This is a genomic window from Enterobacter cloacae complex sp. P1B (assembly GCF_014982345.1).
In the GTDB taxonomy this organism is placed as follows: domain Bacteria; phylum Pseudomonadota; class Gammaproteobacteria; order Enterobacterales; family Enterobacteriaceae; genus Enterobacter; species Enterobacter bugandensis.
Genome location: NZ_JADCLF010000013.1, coordinates 201,222 through 218,351 on the forward strand (window position 1 = coordinate 201,222; position 17,130 = coordinate 218,351).

Consider the following 17,130-nt stretch of genomic DNA (forward strand, 5'->3'; position numbering starts at 1 on the left):
TATGCCCACCATTAACGAAAGCCTGCGCGATGAATCGATCGCACATTCCGTCTGGTTAAGCCGCTACGCCACTGGCGTGGCAAACAGGATGGTGAAGTTGCTTAACGAGACGGACGCGGACCTTTCAGCGCGTCTACTGGATGCGCTGGATAGATTGCCGCCGGAGAGCTTCACAGTTAATCGCCTGCAGAGTTTACTGGGCAGCGTGCGCGATCTTAACCATCAGGCCGTAGCCACCATGCAGGCAGGGCTCGAGAGTGAGCTGGTGGCGCTGGCAAAGAACGAAGCCAGTTATCAGCTGAGCCTGTTCGATTCCCTTCTGCCATCACAGGTCCTGTCTCACTATCCGCTGCAGGGCATCACCGCCGATATGGTGTATGCCGCGGCGATGGCGCAGCCCTTTCAGGGGAGGCTGCTGAGTGAGTGGGCGGAGAATCTGGAATCGGACAGGCTGGCGCGGATCGTGAACGCCGTCCGCAAGGGTTATCTTGCCGGCGACACGGTAGAAACAATCGCGCGCAGTGTTCGCGGCCACGCCAATAAAGGTTATCGCGACGGCGCGCTGCAGATGAGCAGGGCAAATGCCGCCAGCATCGCTAAAACAGCCGTGAATCATCTGGCTGCCACAGCACGCAACAGCTTCACCAGTGCCAACAGCGATATCGTGAAAGGTAAACAGTGGCTGTCTACGCTGGACAATAAAACCAGCCACGACTGCATTATTCGTGACCTGCTGCGCTACACACTGGATAACAAACCGGTCGGGCATAAGGTGCCTTACCTACAGGGACCTGGGAAGATTCACTTCTGCTGTCGTTCTACTGAAACCCTGATTCTCAAGTCCTGGCGCGAACTCGGCATTGATATTGATGAGATGGACGAGGGCACTCGTGCCAGCATGGATGGACAGGTACCAGCTAAAACCACGTATCTGGAATGGCTCGCGCGTCAGCCCGCTCAAAGACAGGACCAGGTGTTAGGGGCCGAGCGCGGCCGTCTGTTTCGAGCCGGTGAAATCAACCTGGCTGATATGTTTACTGACAAAGGCGAATGGATATCCCTGGAACGCCTTAAGCAGTTATCAGGTACTGACTACTAACAACCATTACTTTCTTCACGCCCTGGCAAAGCCGAAGCGTTCTCCAACAAATTCCGGGATCGAGTTCTGGGCGATGCAATCCGTGCAGCAGCCTCAAAAGCTGGCGCGCTGCCGGAAGCATCCGACGATCTGATTCTGCGTGCCAAAGGCACATTCCAGCTCAACGACGAAGGCGAGGCCGTAGCAGTTGATGCAAATGGCGATGTTCTATTCGGTAAAGACGGCAAAACTCCACTAAGCCCGCTTGAGTGGGCGGAGTCTCTTAAGGAGACGGCTCCGCATCTTTTCCCACGCGCAGAAGGCACCGGCGCGGGCGGACACAAACCAAACGGCGGTGGCAGCCTGAAACGTTCCGAAATGAGCGCCAGCGACAAAGCGGACTACATCCGCAAGCATGGCCAGCAGGCCTTCCTCAAACTTCCGAAATAAGGGATTAACCCATGTCTACCACTGTTAATAGTGACCTGATCATTTATGACGACCTGGCGCAGACCGCTTTCCTTGAGCGACGACAGGATGATGGAAAGTGCTGCGCTAAAAATTATGCATAAAGAGAGGGCGGAATGAGTAACGATATCGCCACGATTTCCCTGCGCGTAAATACCAGTGAGCTGGAGCGCGGTAATCAGGCACTGGATCGCTTTCAGGAGACCGCGTCCGCCGCGGCAGGTAAAGCGGATGACCTGAACAGTACGTTCCGCACCGGTATCGATAACCAAAAGAAAAACAGCGAAAGCCTGAAGCAACAGCGCCAGGAGCTGCAGAACCTGCTGAATAAAATTAGCCCGGTCAACAAGGCACTGGATGAACTGGACACGATCCAGGAGAGCCTAGCGAAGTTTCGCGGTAAAGGGCTGGTGGGAGACGAGGACTTTACTCGCTACAACAGCGTGCTTGAGACGACCCGAGCTAAACTGGCGCAGGTCATGGAGTCTGAGACCGCAGAGGGGCGGGCTCGCATTGAACAGGCACAGGCAGCGCAGCGTGCAGCTGCGGCGGGCAAAACCTTTATCGATTCGCTGGAAGAGCAGGTCACAGCAATCGGAAAAACGCGCGCAGAATTGTTAGAGCTAAAAGCAGCCCAACTTGGCGTGTCCGATCGTGCTGCACCGATGATCGCCCGACTGAAAGAGCAGGAGGAAGCGTGGAAGTCAGGAGCGATCAGCGCGGGGCAATACCGCAACGCGATGCGTTATCTACCAATGCAAATGACCGACATCGTAACTTCATTGGCGTCCGGTATGCCGGTTTATATGGTAGCCATTCAGCAGGGCGGCCAACTGCGCGATTCGTTTGGCGGTGTAGGCAATGCTCTGAAAGCGATGTTGTCGATGGTGACTCCTGCCCGAGTGGCCATTGGTGGCCTGGCCGGTGCTGTTCTGATTGCTGCAAAAGCGGGAGCGGACTACTTCACAGCCTACGAAGAAATTAACAAGGCCATTATCAGGACTGGCAACATTGCAGGCACGTCAGCGCTCCAGGTAATGGCTTCCTCCCAGTCGATTGCTGCCTCTACTGGCGCTACTGTAGAAACCGTTCAGAGTCTGATGACTGAACTGATTAGCATGGGATCGCTCACACAGCAGCAGCTTGAAAAAGCGGCGGGCTCTACGGCACTTGCAGTTCAAACCGGTATTGTTTCGGCGCAGGACATCACCAAGGCATATCAGGATATTGAAAAGGATCCGGTCAAAGCCCTTCAGAGCCTAAACGAACAATACAACTTCCTGACTGTTTCGCAGCTTAAGCACATTGATGAGCTGGTGAAGCAGAAGGACCAGACTGCTGCAGTTACACAGGCCATGGACCTGTTTGGCGATACGATGGCACAACGTGGAGAACAGGCTTACGACTCATTGACGCCGTTTGGTCGCCTGTGGCTGGATATCAAGGGCTGGGCATCTGAGGCCATGCAGAGTATCGGTCAGTGGGTAGCTGAACTGGCATCAAACACACTGAAGGAATTCAACGCAATTTATTACAGCGTAGCGATCGTTTTCCAGAAGCTGAACCAGATCATTTCTTCCTCTATCGCGGCTGCGATTAATCTCATTCCTGATTGGGCGAAAACGGATACTTTGCAGGGATGGCAGGACTATAACGAACAAATGGCCAGCGCTTATGGCGACAGCGTCTCTCAGTTGAAAAAAGACTGGGATGCCGCTGATATCAGTGCAGGTAAATACCTCGATACGACCAGAAAGATAAGTACTGCAACCACTCAGAAGGATCGGGAAGAGGTTGCTGCTTTTGGCAAAAAGACGAAAACCGGAAAGCAGGGCACTTTATCGGCTGGCGATCGCAGTACGGATGCTGCCCAGGCCGAGCTACTGGCGCTTCAGGCACAGTTACGCGCGCTGCAGCAGCATAAAGGGCTGAACGATACTATTAGCCAACAGCGCAAAAACCTCTGGACTACGGAAGCGAAATTTCAGGTGCTGGAGGAGGCCTCGCGTTCACGTTCACTGACAAAGCAGGAGCAATCCCTGCTGGCGAGTAAAGACCAGGTGCTTCAGTTGGCACGGCAGAAAGCCCTGTTAGGTGATCAGATTACCGCACAGGAACAGCTGAACAAGCGAATGGATACCTCTCAAAAATACGTCACGCAGATGGCAGAGAAGCAGGCTGCATTAGTGATCGGTGCCGGGATGAGTAACCGTCAGGCACAACGGGAACTCGCGAAAAGTCAGCTTGCCGCTGGCTGGAAGAATGCTGGAGGTTCGCTTGATGATGAGGGTTATCAAAAGCAGCTTAAAGCGGCGAATGATTACTATGATGCAGAGGATCAGCTACGCGGTGACTGGCTGACCGGTGCGAAACAGGGCTGGGCTGATTTCGAAGACAGCGCGACCAATGTGTACTCCCAGGTGCAGACGGTTACTAGTAACGCGTTCACCGGGATGGCCAGCACCCTGACTGATTTCTTCACCACAGGTAAATCTAACTTCTCAGATTTCCTTTCTACTTTCCTCAAGGGCATCACCCAGATGCTGACGCAACTGGCTCTGGTTAATGGAATGAAGTCAGCGTTTGGTGGAACCGGTATCGGTGCGTTCTTTGGTTTTTCAGGTGGTGGTTTGGTCCCCGGTTTTGATGGAGGCGGCTACACGGGAGATGGGGGTAAGTACCAACCGAAAGGCGTGGTACACGGCGGTGAGTTTGTGTTTACGAAGGAAGCGACAAGTGCATTAGGTGTCGGCAATCTCTATGCGCTTATGCGTGGAGCTCAGGGGTATGCAAACGGCGGTTATGTTGGCTGCGCCCCGATGTATGGGCTGCAATCTTCGGCAACTGGCGGCGTAACCGTTCAAACGTCCGTGATCGTTCATAACCAGAACACTCAGCAGCAGGCTTCAGGTGACAGTGACGCTATTTCTCGGGCTTACAAGCAGACCATCGATCAGTCTGTTCGTGCTGGGATTGCCAAACAGCTTCAGCCAGGTGGTCTAATCTGGAATGCGACAAAAAAGCGTTAATACAAACCTTCTGAAAATCAGGTTTCCGTTGCTGACCTTTTGAAATTGATAGTCATTGACCAAATAAAAGTTAATGTTAGGATATTTCTGATTGTAACTAAAGGATATTGCAATGAGAAAATTACTAGGGTTGACACTTATGGCGTTACTGGTATCTGGATGTACTACGCCAGCTAGAAACTATGTTCCACAAACTAAAGAGATAAGCATTCCACCGCTCAATACGACTACAACAACTTATGTTGGTGAAGATATGGTTAGACAAGGTATCGACGCTAGTATTGATGCTATTCACTTCAATCAGGCGGTTGAGATCGGCTCCATAGGGGTATATACCATCCCAGCAGGTGATTACGTAAAAATTGGCGAGGATTCCAAATCTGAGTTTTTCTCTAATGTTGAAAGATCATCAGGTGCCATAGTACCGAATCGATTTATGGTCAATGATCCGACTCAAAGTATACAACTCAAAAAAAATGGTGAAATCTGTATCGTGACAATCTATGGCGCGACCAAATGCGATACAGGTAAACCATATTCTAAAGTGAAATTCCAAACAGAACAGCAGTCGGTTTTTCAGCAAACTTTGATATATAACGGTAAGGTTGGAAATAAAATAAATATTGGTTATCGTGAATTTCAGGGTGGGTTGGCAAGAGCTGCCTTCTCAAACGAAGTTGAATATGACCTTTCTGAATCAAAGACCATACGCTATAAAGGTGCTGTTCTAGATATCCTTGAGGCGAATAATCAGTCAATTACTTTTAAACTAACTCGTAACTTTAATACTAATTGATAAATCTTTAATCATTAACCGATGTAAAAAAACATAACCCGCTACGGCGGGTTTTTTATGCCCGGAGGAAAAGTGACGATCGATACATTTACCTGGCGAACCCAGATTCAGGCGGGCATGGAAGGGGAGTTCACTTACGCAGCACGCTCTGCATCTTTCGGGGACGGCTTTGAACAGATCGCCGGTGAAGGCATCAACCCTGAAAAACAGTCATGGCCGATGACCTTAACGGGGAAAAAAGCTGAGATGCTCGATGCGCTGAGGTTTTGCCGCAAGCACATCACCAAATCCTTTATCTGGACGTCTCCTGTTGGAGAAACCGGCTTATACCGTATTGAAGCTGATTCCATTAAAGCCCAGCCGCTTTCCAGCAAAGTGATGACCATAAAAGCAACCTTCAAACAGGCATACGCACCATGATTACTGAAGATTATCAACGCCTCGAACCTGGTGAAAAAATACGTCTTCTTGAGGTAGACGGGTCTGCGTTTGGCCTGGACGACATTCTGCGCTTTCACGCTTATCACCTCCCGCATACTGAAGAAGATATTGCGGCTGCTGGTGGCGACGAATCAAAGTTAAAGGCGAAGAGTATCTGGTGGCAGGGCGAAGAGTATGGTGCCTGGCCATATAAACTCGAGGGACTGGAAGCTTCAACCGATGGCAGTAGCGCCCAGCCGACGCTCACCGTTGCCAACATTGACAGCTCTATCACTGCGCTCTGTCTAGCCTATGACGATATGCTGCAGGCCAAAGTTACGATTCATGACACTTTTGCGCATTACCTGGATGCGCGCAATTTCCCGGATGGAAATCCCACAGCAGATCCTTTGCAGGTGAGAAAGCGGGTTTTCTATATCGACGGTAAAAATAGCGAGCTTCCAGGTGAAAGTATCGAGTTTGTTCTTACCAGCCCGATGGATCTGCAGGGGTTGATGATCCCGACCAGACAGCTGCATTCCCTTTGCACATGGTGCATCCGGAATAGGTACCGCACCGGCGATGGGTGCGATTATGCCGGCACGCTTTACTTCGACAGAAACAACAATCCGGTACATCGAATTTGACTCGAGCCAGTTCAATGGCTCAATTCCGCAAATTTCCTGCGAGCCCCGCGGGCGTGTTATTCGTGTGCCCGATAACTATGACCCCGAAACACGAACGTACAGCGGCATCTGGACGGGCGCATTTAAGTGGGCATGGACGGACAACCCTGCGTGGATATTTTACGATCTGGTGGTCACTGACCGCTTCGGCCTTGGTCATCGGCTAACGGCAGCCAATATCGACAAATGGACTCTTTATCAGGTCGCTCAATATTGTGATCAACCGGTACCGGATGGTAAGGGGGGTAGCGGAACTGAACCTCGTTACACCTGCAACGTATACATTCAGGATCGGAATGACGCTTACACCGTCCTGCGTGACTTCGCCGCCATTTTTCGAGGCATGACCTACTGGGGAGACGACCAGATTGTTGCCCTTGCAGACATGCCCAGAGATGTTGATTTTACCTACACGCATGCTAACGTTGTCGACGGCAAATTCGTATATTCCAGCAGCACAACCAAAAGTCGCTACACAAACGCTCTTGTTTCCTGGTCTGATCCGGCAAATGGCTATGCTGACGCAATGGAGCCCGTCTTCGAGCAGGCACTGGTGGCGCGCTATGGTTTCAACCAGCTTGAGATCACCGCCATCGGGTGCACCCGGCAGTCTGAGGCAAACAGGAAAGGGCGCTGGGGGATCCTGACCAACAATAAAGACAGGGTTGTAACGTTTGACGTTGGTCTGGACGGCAATATTCCTCAGCCGGGCTACATAATTGCTGTTTCTGATCGCAATCTCTCTGGTCGAGATTTAGGCGGTCGATTATCCGCGGTTAATGGTCGTGTACTCAAACTTGACCGGGTGCCAAGTGCTAAGGCCGGTGACAGGATAATGGTAAACCTGCCGTCGGGTATCACCCAATCCCGAACGATACAGTCCCTGTCCGGTGAAATCGTTACCGTGACAACTGCCTTTAGTGAACTTCCGCAGGCTGAGGCTGTATGGGTTATTGAATCTGATGAACTCTATGCGCAGCAGTACAGGGTAATTAGTGTCACTGATAACAATGACGGGACATATACCATCACTGGAGCAAATCACGATCCGGATAAATATGCCCGTATCGATACAGGTGCCGTTATAGATCAGCGGCCGGTGAGTGTCATTCCTCCAGGTAACCAGTCGCCGCCAGCCAACATCGCGATCAGCTCGTTTTCGGTGGTTCAGCAGAATATCAGCGTCGAAACCATGCGAGTGAGCTGGGACCAGGCACAAAATGCCATCGCCTATGAGGCGCAGTGGCGCCGCAACGACGGGAACTGGGTTAACGTGCCTCGCAGCTCCACCACTTCCTTTGACGTTTCCGGCATCTACGCCGGACGGTACCTGGTACGCGTGCGAGCTATCAACGCAGCGGAAATTTCTTCCGGGTGGGGATATTCGGAAGAGAAGACGCTGATCGGCAAAGTAGGAAACCCACCTAAGCCAGTAGGATTCACGGCCACGGGCATTAATTGGGGCATTCGTCTTAACTGGGGCTTCCCGGCAAACACCGGCGATACCCTCAAAACAGAAATCCAGTACACGGCCAACAGCGACTTTTCCGATCCGTTGCTGCTATCGGACGTACCTTATCCATCTGCTGAATATACCCAGCTCGGGCTGAAAGCCGGGCAGGAATTCTGGTATCGCGCGCAGCTTGTTGACAGAACGGGTAACGAGTCCGGCTATACCGACTGGATCAGGGGAATGTCTAACGATAATGCTGATGATTATCTGGGTGAAATCGCAGACGATTTCCTTACCTCGGCCGACGGCGACCGCCTGACCAGCGATATTGATACCAATCTTGAAGCTGCAATGCAGAACGCGCTGGCCAACCACGGAACAGTTGAACATCAATGGGCGCAATACGGAGAGGTACGCGCCGATATCCTGGTTGTGAAAACGACTATTGCTGAGGTGGACAGGGCAATGGCCGAAATGTCGACACAGGTGCAGGCGCAGATCGATAACGTCACCGCTTCCCTGGAAGACAAGCTCACAGCCGTCGTCGATGCCTCCGGTGCTTCGGCAATCTACACCCTCAAAACAGGCGTGAGGATAAACGGGGTGATTTACAACGCCGGGATGTCGATTGCTGTGCTTGCTGAGGCCGGTAATAGAGGATGTAAAATCAGTCGATACCTTCGGTGTGGCCGCCGCCCTTCACCATGAAGCCATCCTTGCTCTAATGGATGAAGTTAGTTGCATCAAAAGGCTAATCAAAGAACTGGATGTAGGGGCTTTGGATTAAAACTACTCAATTGGAGTTTGAAGCGAATAATTTACAAAAGTCATAATTCGAAACGAGAGAGAAACTTAGAAACGAAACGGCGAAGCTTTAAGCAGTGACGGTAGGGCCTGTATCTTGCGGACACTTACAAATAAAACTACTGTATATAAAAACAGTATTTGGGGTGTGTGCAATGGAATTCATCAGGCCAACAGAACTGCGAGAAATTATCGCTCTTCCGCTTTTCAGTGACTTAGTACAGTGTGGTTTCCCAAGCCCTGCTGCTGATTACGTTGAACAGCGTATCGATCTCAATGAGTTACTTGTCGCTCATCCGAGCTCCACCTATTTCGTCAAAGCCGCAGGTGATTCAATGATCGAAGCCGGGATCAGCGATGGTGATCTGCTGGTGGTGGACAGCTCGCGCACAGCTGAGCACGGTGACATTGTCATCGCCGCGGTGGAAGGGGAATTTACTGTTAAACGCCTGCAGCTACGCCCGACCGTGCAGCTCAATCCTATGAACAGCGCTTACTCGCCGATTATTGTCGGTAGCGAGGACACGCTTGATGTTTTCGGTGTCGTGACTTTCATCGTTAAATCTGCGAGCTGAATATGTTTGCGCTCTGTGATGTGAATTCTTTCTACGCGTCATGCGAGACGGTGTTTCGGCCCGATTTGAAAGGGCGGCCAGTGGTTGTTCTCTCGAATAATGACGGCTGCGTAATCGCGCGCAGCGCCGAGGCCAAAGCCGCCGGAATTACCATGGGAGAGCCTTTCTTTAAGCAAAAGGATCTATTCCGGCGCGCTGGTGTTGTTTGCTTCAGCAGTAATTACGAGCTCTATGCTGACATGTCCAACCGGGTGATGACAACGTTGGAGGAAATGAGCCCCCGCGTCGAAATTTACAGTATCGATGAAGCTTTTTGTGACCTGACTGGTGTTCGAAATTGTCGTGACCTGACAGACTTCGGGAAAGAGATCCGCGCTACAGTTCTGAAGCGTACGCACCTGACGGTCGGTGTTGGCATTGCCCAGACAAAGACACTGGCGAAGCTCGCAAACCATGCCGCCAAAAAATGGCAGAGGCAGACGGGCGGAGTTGTTGATTTGTCCAATATCGATCGCCAGCGTCGGTTGTTGGCTATTGTGCCTGTGGAGGATGTCTGGGGCGTCGGCAGGCGCATCAGTAAGAAGCTGAACGCCATGGGCATCAAAACGGCTCTCGACCTCTCAGAGCAGAGTACGTGGATTATTCGAAAGCACTTCAATGTTGTCCTGGAGCGAACTGTCCGGGAGCTGCGCGGCGAACCATGTCTGGATCTGGAGGAGTTTGCACCAGCTAAGCAGGAAATCGTCTGCAGCCGGTCATTCGGCGAACGCGTTACAGAGTATGAACAGATGCGCCAGGCTATCTGCAGTTATGCGGCCCGAGGCGCTGAAAAGCTACGCGGCGAGCATCAGTATTGCCGCTTTATCTCTGCCTTCGTGAAAACCTCTCCCTTTGCGCTTAACGAGCCGTATTATGGCAACAGTTCATCGATTAAGCTTCTCATCCCTACTCAGGACTCACGCGACATTATCAACGCCGCGGTAAAGTGCCTGGACAAAATCTGGAAGGATGGTCACCGGTACCAGAAAGCCGGCATTATGCTGGGTGACTTTTTCAGCCAGGGCGTGGCGCAGTTGAACCTTTTTGATGAGAACGCGCCGCGGGCTGGTAGCGAAAAGTTAATGGAAGTGCTCGATCACCTGAACGCGAAAGACGGGAAAGGTACGCTCTACTTTGCCGGTCAGGGCATTCAACAACAGTGGCAGATGAAGCGAGAAATGTTGTCGCCTCGATATACAACGAGATTTTCAGATCTGCTTAGAATCCGATAAATTTTTCTGATTTCTTTGTCCGCTTCTCGCTGAAGGCAGAACTTAATCCCTACACGACGGTCCGCTTCGTGCCAGGAGCGGACGTTGAGGAGAATATTATTTTGATGTGAAATATTTGCGTAATATTTTTTCTAATAGCGAGAAAACGACCGTCACCCTTTTGGGAGTAATCAGCTGGTAAGGTCGATATAAATAAAGTTGCCATTTCTCCTGTCGGAGCTCTGGCAGTGGGGGAACAAGTTGGCCGCTTGCTAAGTACTCCCTACAGATAAAATCGCTGGATTGTACAACCGTTTTTCCGGCCAATGCAGCCTGAATTTCGGCGTATGGGTCTGTAGTATAAAACTCAATATGACGAGGGACAAAAGTATTCACTGCGTCACTCATAAACTCAAATGATTTTCCTGTCTCAGGATTAATTAAACCACTAAATGGATAACGCTGTCGAAGATCTTCTAAATCAGTAGGTGCTCCCAGACGCTCAATAAGTTCAGGGGATGCAACCAAAATATGTTCAACTTGTCCGATGTTTTTAATGATAAAGTTTGGATTTGGTTCTCGCCCTACGCGTATACCTATATCGATACGATGCTCAATAGTATCAAGTTTCATCATATCTAAACGCCAGTCAATAAATAAATCAGGATAGGGGCGTAGTGCAGTCAAGAGTTCATACAAGATTTGTTCATGATTTGGAAATCGAAGTAATGTGATGCGAACAATACCTTTCATTTCATTATCATCTTTCGCCATCTGAAATAATTTTTCAGAATCTTCCAGCAGTCGCTTCGCTTGGGGTAAAAATAGTTCGCCGAAACTGGTGAGAAAGATCGAACGAGTATTGCGTTTGAATAAAGGTTCACCAAGTTGTTTCTCCAACTCAGCGACTGTTCGGGTTACTACTGATGGTGAAACCGACAGTTTGATGGCTGCTTCGCGGAAGTTCAAGGTCTCAGAGGCGATGATGAAAAATTTTAGTGCATCAAGTTTGTTCATGATTATTGTGAAATTTGCAATAATGTATTTTGATAATAGCAATTAATTTGCAACTATTCCAGCCATATAATCGAACAATCAAATAAGTAACCTGTCTTACTTTTTATCAGAACTCAAAAGAGTAAATTATGTCAATTCAACCAGTAGAGTTAAACAAAGCCTATCGTTTATTACAGGTCGGGCCAACCACGATGATATCGGCTAAAAATGATGGCATTGAAAATGTCATGGCAGCGGCCTGGGTGGGATTAGTAGGCAATAACAAAGTGATGGCTTTTATAGGTCCACAGGCATTTACTCGCGGGCTTGTAGAAAAAAGCGGATATTACGCTGTCCAGATCCCAGTAGTAAATCAGATGGAAATGGTTTTATATGCTGGAGGCCACAGTTATTCCGACACACCAGATAAAAATAGTAAAATCCCACTATTTTATCAGAAAGAGTTTGATCTGCCTTTAGTTGAAGGTTGCGCTGGCTGGTTAGTATGTAAGGTCATACCCAATGAAGAAAATGAAAAGCAGCACAACTTGTTCTTGGGGGAAATTGTCGGAGCATGGAGTGATGACCGCGTTTTCAGAAATGGGCACTGGATTTTTGATGATGCGCCTGATGAATTACGTACTGTCCATTACGTAGCTGGTGGACAGTTTTATGCCATTGGCAAAGGTACAAAATTTAATTATGGTCCGGGAAAAGACTAATCCTTACTTCTGTATAAATGTAGCCATATAACATGTCTATATAGAGGTAGTAGCAAAAAAAAACAATTAAGATGTCCGCTTTTCGCTCATTTCGGACGTGACAGGTCTCTTTTGTCCTTACTATTGTGATGCCTCAGTTAGCTCCGGACCCTGGTTTTTTACATTGCCCACGGCGCGCGTCACGGCGTGCCAGATAAATTTGTCGGCTGGTACCGCACCGTCGGCAGCAATCTCTTCCGCTTCTTTCCCGCCAACATCCTGTCGCAACCATTCCCGAGCCGCTTCTGGTGACAGCACCAATGGCCGACGGTCGTGAATGTCGACTAGACCTTTATCAGCAGCAGACGTCACTATTAGAAAACCCTCAGCTTCGTCGCCACGCTCGAACGGCGTGCTGCCGATCGCTGCCATGAAAATGGGTTGGCCGTCGGCGCGGTGAATGAAGTAGGGCTGTTTCTTGTCTCCTTCCTTTTTCCATTCGAACCAGCCATCAGCAAAACAGATCGCCCGGCCATGCTGCCAAAGAGGTTTGAACATTCGGCTGGTGGCCGCGGTTTCGACGCGCGCGTTAATCAGTGGCGACTTATCCCACCACCCGGGCGCGTAACCCCAGAGCACCGGATCGAGGTGCAGTTGTTCGTCGCGTTCGCTCAACAGCAGAACCTTGGTTCCAGGCGCGACGTTGTACCGGCCAATAGGTTCCGGGTCATAGGCAATGTCACGATCGGCTTCATCGGCCAGGTAAGCCAGATACTCTTCACGGGTTTGGGCTTGTGCAAAACGTCCACACATAGAAACCTCCAGTCAGTCAGATTGAAGTATAGGGTAGGGAGAAAAAGAGGTGCGCACTGGGTAAAATTAGGGGCAAATTTAGGGGCAAAACTGTGGAATAGGGGCAAAAAAAGGGCATTGAAAATGTAGTCTTGGGTAGCTTTAGGGTGAAATCGCTATGCAATAACTACTTGAATTAATTGATAAAGCAAATGATATCAATGAGTTGACAAAATCAGCGTAGCTTATTCAGGTTGTATTGCTCTTTCTTTGTATTTTGTTGATTTTCTTGCATTTATTACTACCTTCGGAGCCAGTAGCGGCGAAAGACGGGTTAGCGCCGGCAGATAATAGCCAGCAGGCAAAAGTATGCCGCGTATGGTACGGATTCCGGCGGCGAATGCCAGCACGTTTTACACTCTGCGCAATAGCTAATAAAGCGTAGTCGGCTTTATGTTCGCCATCCGGGCGGGGGGGACCAAAACAAACTGGCGTTATCGTTGAACGCGGAAGCCATAAGGTACTGCTTGCTCATGATGGCGCGTATGCGAAGCTTCACAAAATGCAATTCGGTGCGTCGAAGAGGTCATTCATTTTGAGGCCCGCATGCAAAAGCGGGCTGATAGAACCTGACCGGATACATGCGTAAGATAGCGTATAATGCTTTCCCGACATACGCTTACATATTCCGTGACTGACCCTATGACATTGAATCGCTTTTGTTTTGTTCTGCTGATCTTCGCTGCGATCGGCAGCTTTTTTTCCTTGTATCCTTTTGCCATGTGGTTTCTGCTGATTAATATGCTGACGATAGCGATTTATGGTGTCGACAAAACGGCGGCACGAAAAGCGATGCGCAGGATACCGGAAGTCACTTTACTGACGTTTGGTACTGTGGGAGGGTGGCCAGGCGCCATATTGGGCCAACAGCTCTTTCGCCATAAAACGCAGAAGCAACCCTTCAAAACCTGGTTTTTGCTGAGCATCGTCGTGAATATTTCAGCCACGGCGGCGCTTTATCATTTCTGTCCCTTTATTCTTTTTTGAACATCATCAGGACCGCACAAATTCACCGTTGACCTCAAGTTAACTTGAGCTTTTAAGATGTCTGCGACATGTTGATACAGGAGTAACATCTTAAAATGAAAGACATTGATGTAGGATTCACTCATGTTGCGTTTATGGTCAGGGATCTGGAGGAGAGCCTTGCTTTCTATCGCCGATATGCCGGGATGGACGTCATCCATTCGCGTGAGCCCGATCTTCCAACTGCCCGTAAAGTGGCGTGGCTAACTGACCATACGCGTCCTTTTGCGCTGGTTCTGGTGCAGGCGGACACCGTGACCGATACGCCGCTGGGGCATTTTGGCCACCTTGGGATTGCCTGCGCCACGCGCGAAGAAATTGACAGAAAAACTGCGATGGCCGCTAAAGAAGGGGTGTTGAGGAAAGCGCCGGAAGATCTGGGTGACCCCGTCGGCTATTATGTATTTTTTGCCGATCCTGACGGTAATACCTTAGAGCTCTCATACGGCCAGCGTGTCGGAATAACAGCGATCCAGGCGAAATAGTAAAACGCCTGAAAACGGTCTGAAAAATCCTGCTACGCTTGTTTGTTGTATCAGGAGCATGAGTATGAAGAAAAAAGACGAACAAACAGGATTAGTGGGGCTGGCGATTGGGGCCGCCGTTATAGGGCTGGTTTCATCGCAAAAAACGATCGATCGTGACAGCATTGTCAACGAACTTGTCAGGCTGGGCAGGCAGAAAGGCGATGGTGTAGAAGATGAGGTTTTTCTCAAAGCTGCCGAACTGGTAAGAAAAGGGGTATAGCCAATGGCTGACATTCGTCATGCACAGTGCCACTGTGGTGCGGTGGCTTTTACCGTCGAACTGACTGACGGCTTGAATACCGCGCGGCGCTGCAGCTGCTCTTTTTGCCGTATGCGGGGCGCGGTTGTGGTCTCTGCACCGCTGTCGGGTATCACCGTGACCAGAGGTGAGGATAAGCTGACGGAGTACCGGTTCAACACGGGGACGGCGCGGCATTTCTTCTGCTCGGTCTGCGGGATTTACACATTCCATCAGCGTCGCTCTAACCCAAATGAATACGGCGTCAATGTGGCCTGTTTTAAAAATGTGTCGCCGTTTGATTTCCCAGAAGTGACGGTGATGGATGGCGTAAACCATCCGAGCGACGGCGAAAGCGGTGTTTTTGGCTATCTCTCGTTTCGCAAAAAAGAGACCAATCAAGATTAATTACCGCCTGGCCTTTTTTTTATCAGCCTGGCTATAGTGGGAAGTGGGTTTCTAAAACAGGAGAAATTATGCTCTGTGTAGAAAAAGACGATCCGCGTGAGGCCCCGGAATCAGGGGATAAAAAACCTCAACCCGTGAAAAAATAACGCTCGAAATGCGTATGACCGCCACCGGCACTGCTGGTGGCTTTTTGTTTCCAGGAAGTAAGAGTTAATGGCGATCCAGATGGTTTAACAGCGCGCCGAGATGCCCAACAATATCACGAAAATCAAAGATTAACGCCATCCATAAGCACGCTAAAAGAGTCAGTATGGTAAGGGATATACGACTAAACAACGCTGCTATCCTTATTAAACAGGGGATATCTGCGCAGTTTAACCCGCTTCTTTTCAACTTTTCCTCAACGGCAGCACAATAAAGTATTCTTGTGAGACGACCGACAAAAAAGGTGAGCCCGCATAACGCTGCGGGCTCTGACCATCAGAACTGGTAAACCAGGCCTAATGCAACGACATCGTCGGTGCTGATACCGTTGTTTTTGTAGAAGCTGTCATCTTCATCCAGCAGGTTGATTTTATAATCAACGTAGGTGGACATGTTCTTGTTGAAATAGTAGGTCGCGCCTACGTCCGCATATTTAACCAGGTCCTGATCGCCCTGACCGTTGCCAAGGTCTTTCCCTTTAGACTGCAGGTAAGAAATGGCCGGACGCAGACCGAAATCGAACTGGTACTGTGCGGTCACTTCGAAGTTCTGAGTTTTGTTGGCAATACCGCCGCCTGATTTGCTATCACCTGAACCGTACGGCGTCATATTACGGGTTTCAGAATACATCGCCGCCAGGTAGATATTATTTGCGTCATATTTGAGGCCTGCAGTCCAGGCATCTGCTTTATCACCACCCGCATATTGAGACGCAGCGCCAGTACCTGCGCTTACCTGGTCATTTGTACGGTCAGATGAGGCGTAGGCGGCACCGGCACTGAACCCCATGCCGAAATCATAGGTGGTTGAAATACCGAAGCCGTCGCCATTCTCATAACGCATGTCGCGGCCGTTGTTGGTGCCTTCCTGATTGTTGCTGGCATCTTCATTGTTGCCCTGATACTGCAACGCGAAGTTCAGACCCTGCACCAGACCATAGAAGTCAGTGTTGCGGTAGGTTGCCACGCCGTTGGCGCGGCCGGTCATAAAGTTATCCGCATAGGTGTAAGAGTCGCCGCCGAACTCAGGCAGCATATCGGTCCAGCCTTCCACGTCGTACAGCACGCCATAGTTACGACCATAATCGAAGGAACCGTAGTCACCCACTTTAACACCCGCGAAGGCCAGACGCGTCCAGGACTGATTATCAGACCCTTCGGTGTTATTCGACTGAATGTTATATTCCCACTGCGCGTAGCCGGTCATCATGTCGTTAATCTGCGTTTCACCTTTGAAACCCAGACGCATGTAGGTTTGATCGCCGTCTTTTGAGGCATCGTCGGAGAAATAGTGCAGACCATCTACTTTTCCGTACAGATCTAATTTGTTGCCGTCTTTATTATAAATTTCTGCCGCATGCGCGGCGCCAGCCATTAACAGAGCTGGAATCATCAGAGCCAGTACTTTTCTTTGCATCGTGATATTCCTTTGCAGTTGTTTTTATTTGATTACCTGTTGAACTTTCTGAAACCGAAAGTTGTCCCATGCTAAATCACTCCTGCGAAAGAGTAATAAAATATAATTGTTACTAATTGAGTAAAATCTCAAATGAATAAATCCGCGGAAATGATCATTGTTGTGGTGAATGATTGAAAATGATTCATATTAAATAAAAATTA

At 49.7% G+C, this 17,130-nt stretch carries 15 protein-coding genes and 5 pseudogenes; 16 read left to right on the top strand and 4 right to left on the bottom strand.

What is annotated here, in order from left to right; all coding sequences use genetic code 11:
* The first annotated feature begins 1 nt into the window (after position 1).
* The 9 genes and pseudogenes from INF77_RS13820 to INF77_RS13860 all read left to right on the top strand — a co-directional run bounded on the left by INF77_RS13820 (position 2) and on the right by INF77_RS13860 (position 10,580).
* A complete protein-coding gene (locus INF77_RS13820) occupies positions 2-1,099 on the top strand; it encodes a hypothetical protein (RefSeq protein ID WP_193532849.1) in 1,098 nt (365 codons plus the stop codon).
* Between the two features lie 12 nt (positions 1,100-1,111).
* A pseudogene (locus INF77_RS13825) lies at positions 1,112-1,528 on the top strand (hypothetical protein); the annotation flags it as partial.
* A gap of 134 nt (positions 1,529-1,662) precedes the next feature.
* Complete coding sequence (locus INF77_RS13830) at positions 1,663-4,575, top strand: phage tail tape measure protein (RefSeq protein WP_193532850.1); 2,913 nt, start codon at positions 1,663-1,665, stop codon at positions 4,573-4,575.
* 112 nt (positions 4,576-4,687) lie between these two features.
* A complete protein-coding gene (locus INF77_RS13835) occupies positions 4,688-5,371 on the top strand; it encodes a hypothetical protein (RefSeq protein ID WP_193543074.1) in 684 nt (227 codons plus the stop codon).
* A gap of 72 nt (positions 5,372-5,443) precedes the next feature.
* Positions 5,444-5,791: a phage tail protein gene (locus INF77_RS13840; RefSeq protein ID WP_193532856.1), complete on the top strand. Its 348-nt coding sequence runs from the start codon at positions 5,444-5,446 to the stop codon at positions 5,789-5,791.
* Positions 5,788-6,426, top strand: a pseudogene (locus INF77_RS13845) (phage minor tail protein L); the annotation flags it as partial. The gene INF77_RS13840 and the pseudogene INF77_RS13845, both read left to right, overlap by 4 nt.
* Positions 6,419-8,581, top strand: a pseudogene (locus INF77_RS13850) (host specificity protein J); the annotation flags it as partial. The pseudogenes INF77_RS13845 and INF77_RS13850, both read left to right, overlap by 8 nt.
* 308 nt (positions 8,582-8,889) lie before the next feature.
* Positions 8,890-9,309 carry a translesion error-prone DNA polymerase V autoproteolytic subunit gene (locus INF77_RS13855; protein ID WP_028013554.1) on the top strand — a complete coding sequence of 140 codons (420 nt, stop codon included), beginning with the start codon at positions 8,890-8,892 and terminating at the stop codon, positions 9,307-9,309.
* Between the two features lie 2 nt (positions 9,310-9,311).
* On the top strand, positions 9,312-10,580 hold the full coding sequence (locus tag INF77_RS13860; protein ID WP_193532852.1) for a Y-family DNA polymerase: 1,269 nt from the start codon (positions 9,312-9,314) through the stop codon (positions 10,578-10,580).
* Positions 10,581-10,676: 96 nt separating this feature from the next.
* Here INF77_RS13860 and INF77_RS13865 read toward each other — a convergent pair whose 3' ends face one another.
* Positions 10,677-11,576 (bottom strand): LysR family transcriptional regulator, encoded by a 900-nt coding sequence (locus tag INF77_RS13865; RefSeq protein ID WP_047367767.1) that lies wholly within the window; start codon positions 11,574-11,576, stop codon positions 10,677-10,679.
* Between the two features lie 128 nt (positions 11,577-11,704).
* On the opposite strand from INF77_RS13865, the gene INF77_RS13870 reads away from it, so the two are divergent.
* Complete coding sequence (locus INF77_RS13870; RefSeq protein WP_028012260.1) at positions 11,705-12,277, top strand: flavin reductase family protein; 573 nt, start codon at positions 11,705-11,707, stop codon at positions 12,275-12,277.
* A 120-nt stretch (positions 12,278-12,397) separates the two neighbouring features.
* Here INF77_RS13870 and INF77_RS13875 read toward each other — a convergent pair whose 3' ends face one another.
* Both INF77_RS13875 and INF77_RS13880 read right to left on the bottom strand, forming a co-directional pair.
* On the bottom strand, positions 12,398-13,069 hold the full coding sequence (locus INF77_RS13875; RefSeq protein WP_193532853.1) for an SOS response-associated peptidase: 672 nt from the start codon (positions 13,067-13,069) through the stop codon (positions 12,398-12,400).
* A gap of 294 nt (positions 13,070-13,363) precedes the next feature.
* Positions 13,364-13,468: pseudogene (locus INF77_RS13880) on the bottom strand (site-specific integrase); the annotation flags it as partial.
* Between the two features lie 64 nt (positions 13,469-13,532).
* Between INF77_RS13880 and INF77_RS23275 the strand changes: the two are divergent.
* From INF77_RS23275 to INF77_RS23280, 6 genes and pseudogenes are all read left to right on the top strand, one after another.
* Positions 13,533-13,622, top strand: a pseudogene (locus INF77_RS23275) (ABC transporter); the annotation flags it as partial.
* 128 nt (positions 13,623-13,750) lie between these two features.
* Positions 13,751-14,095, top strand: coding sequence for a DUF1294 domain-containing protein (locus INF77_RS13885; RefSeq protein WP_126818143.1), 345 nt, complete (start codon positions 13,751-13,753; stop codon positions 14,093-14,095).
* 95 nt (positions 14,096-14,190) lie between these two features.
* Complete coding sequence (locus INF77_RS13890) at positions 14,191-14,619, top strand: VOC family protein (protein WP_193532854.1); 429 nt, start codon at positions 14,191-14,193, stop codon at positions 14,617-14,619.
* A 64-nt stretch (positions 14,620-14,683) separates the two neighbouring features.
* On the top strand, positions 14,684-14,881 hold the full coding sequence (locus INF77_RS13895) for a hypothetical protein (protein ID WP_063437926.1): 198 nt from the start codon (positions 14,684-14,686) through the stop codon (positions 14,879-14,881).
* Between the two features lie 3 nt (positions 14,882-14,884).
* On the top strand, positions 14,885-15,307 hold the full coding sequence (locus tag INF77_RS13900) for a GFA family protein (protein WP_041909734.1): 423 nt from the start codon (positions 14,885-14,887) through the stop codon (positions 15,305-15,307).
* A 68-nt stretch (positions 15,308-15,375) separates the two neighbouring features.
* Positions 15,376-15,453, top strand: coding sequence for a hypothetical protein (locus INF77_RS23280; protein ID WP_223239581.1), 78 nt, complete (start codon positions 15,376-15,378; stop codon positions 15,451-15,453).
* Positions 15,454-15,787: 334 nt separating this feature from the next.
* Here the strand turns inward: INF77_RS23280 and ompC are convergent, their stop codons facing one another.
* Positions 15,788-16,927, bottom strand: coding sequence for a porin OmpC (gene ompC / locus INF77_RS13905; protein WP_193532855.1), 1,140 nt, complete (start codon positions 16,925-16,927; stop codon positions 15,788-15,790).
* Positions 16,928-17,130: the final 203 nt, after the last annotated feature.

Coding starts and splice junctions, on each gene's coding strand:
- INF77_RS13820 (WP_193532849.1), top strand. CDS start 2: ATGCCCACCATTAACGAAAGCCTGCGCGATGAATCGATCGCACATTCC.
- INF77_RS13830 (WP_193532850.1), top strand. CDS start 1,663: ATGAGTAACGATATCGCCACGATTTCCCTGCGCGTAAATACCAGTGAG.
- INF77_RS13835 (WP_193543074.1), top strand. CDS start 4,688: ATGAGAAAATTACTAGGGTTGACACTTATGGCGTTACTGGTATCTGGA.
- INF77_RS13855 (WP_028013554.1), top strand. CDS start 8,890: ATGGAATTCATCAGGCCAACAGAACTGCGAGAAATTATCGCTCTTCCG.
- INF77_RS13860 (WP_193532852.1), top strand. CDS start 9,312: ATGTTTGCGCTCTGTGATGTGAATTCTTTCTACGCGTCATGCGAGACG.
- INF77_RS13865 (WP_047367767.1), bottom strand. CDS start 11,576: ATGAACAAACTTGATGCACTAAAATTTTTCATCATCGCCTCTGAGACC.
- INF77_RS13870 (WP_028012260.1), top strand. CDS start 11,705: ATGTCAATTCAACCAGTAGAGTTAAACAAAGCCTATCGTTTATTACAG.
- INF77_RS13875 (WP_193532853.1), bottom strand. CDS start 13,069: ATGTGTGGACGTTTTGCACAAGCCCAAACCCGTGAAGAGTATCTGGCT.
- INF77_RS13885 (WP_126818143.1), top strand. CDS start 13,751: ATGACATTGAATCGCTTTTGTTTTGTTCTGCTGATCTTCGCTGCGATC.
- INF77_RS13890 (WP_193532854.1), top strand. CDS start 14,191: ATGAAAGACATTGATGTAGGATTCACTCATGTTGCGTTTATGGTCAGG.
- INF77_RS13895 (WP_063437926.1), top strand. CDS start 14,684: ATGAAGAAAAAAGACGAACAAACAGGATTAGTGGGGCTGGCGATTGGG.
- INF77_RS13900 (WP_041909734.1), top strand. CDS start 14,885: ATGGCTGACATTCGTCATGCACAGTGCCACTGTGGTGCGGTGGCTTTT.
- INF77_RS23280 (WP_223239581.1), top strand. CDS start 15,376: ATGCTCTGTGTAGAAAAAGACGATCCGCGTGAGGCCCCGGAATCAGGG.
- ompC (WP_193532855.1), bottom strand. CDS start 16,927: ATGCAAAGAAAAGTACTGGCTCTGATGATTCCAGCTCTGTTAATGGCT.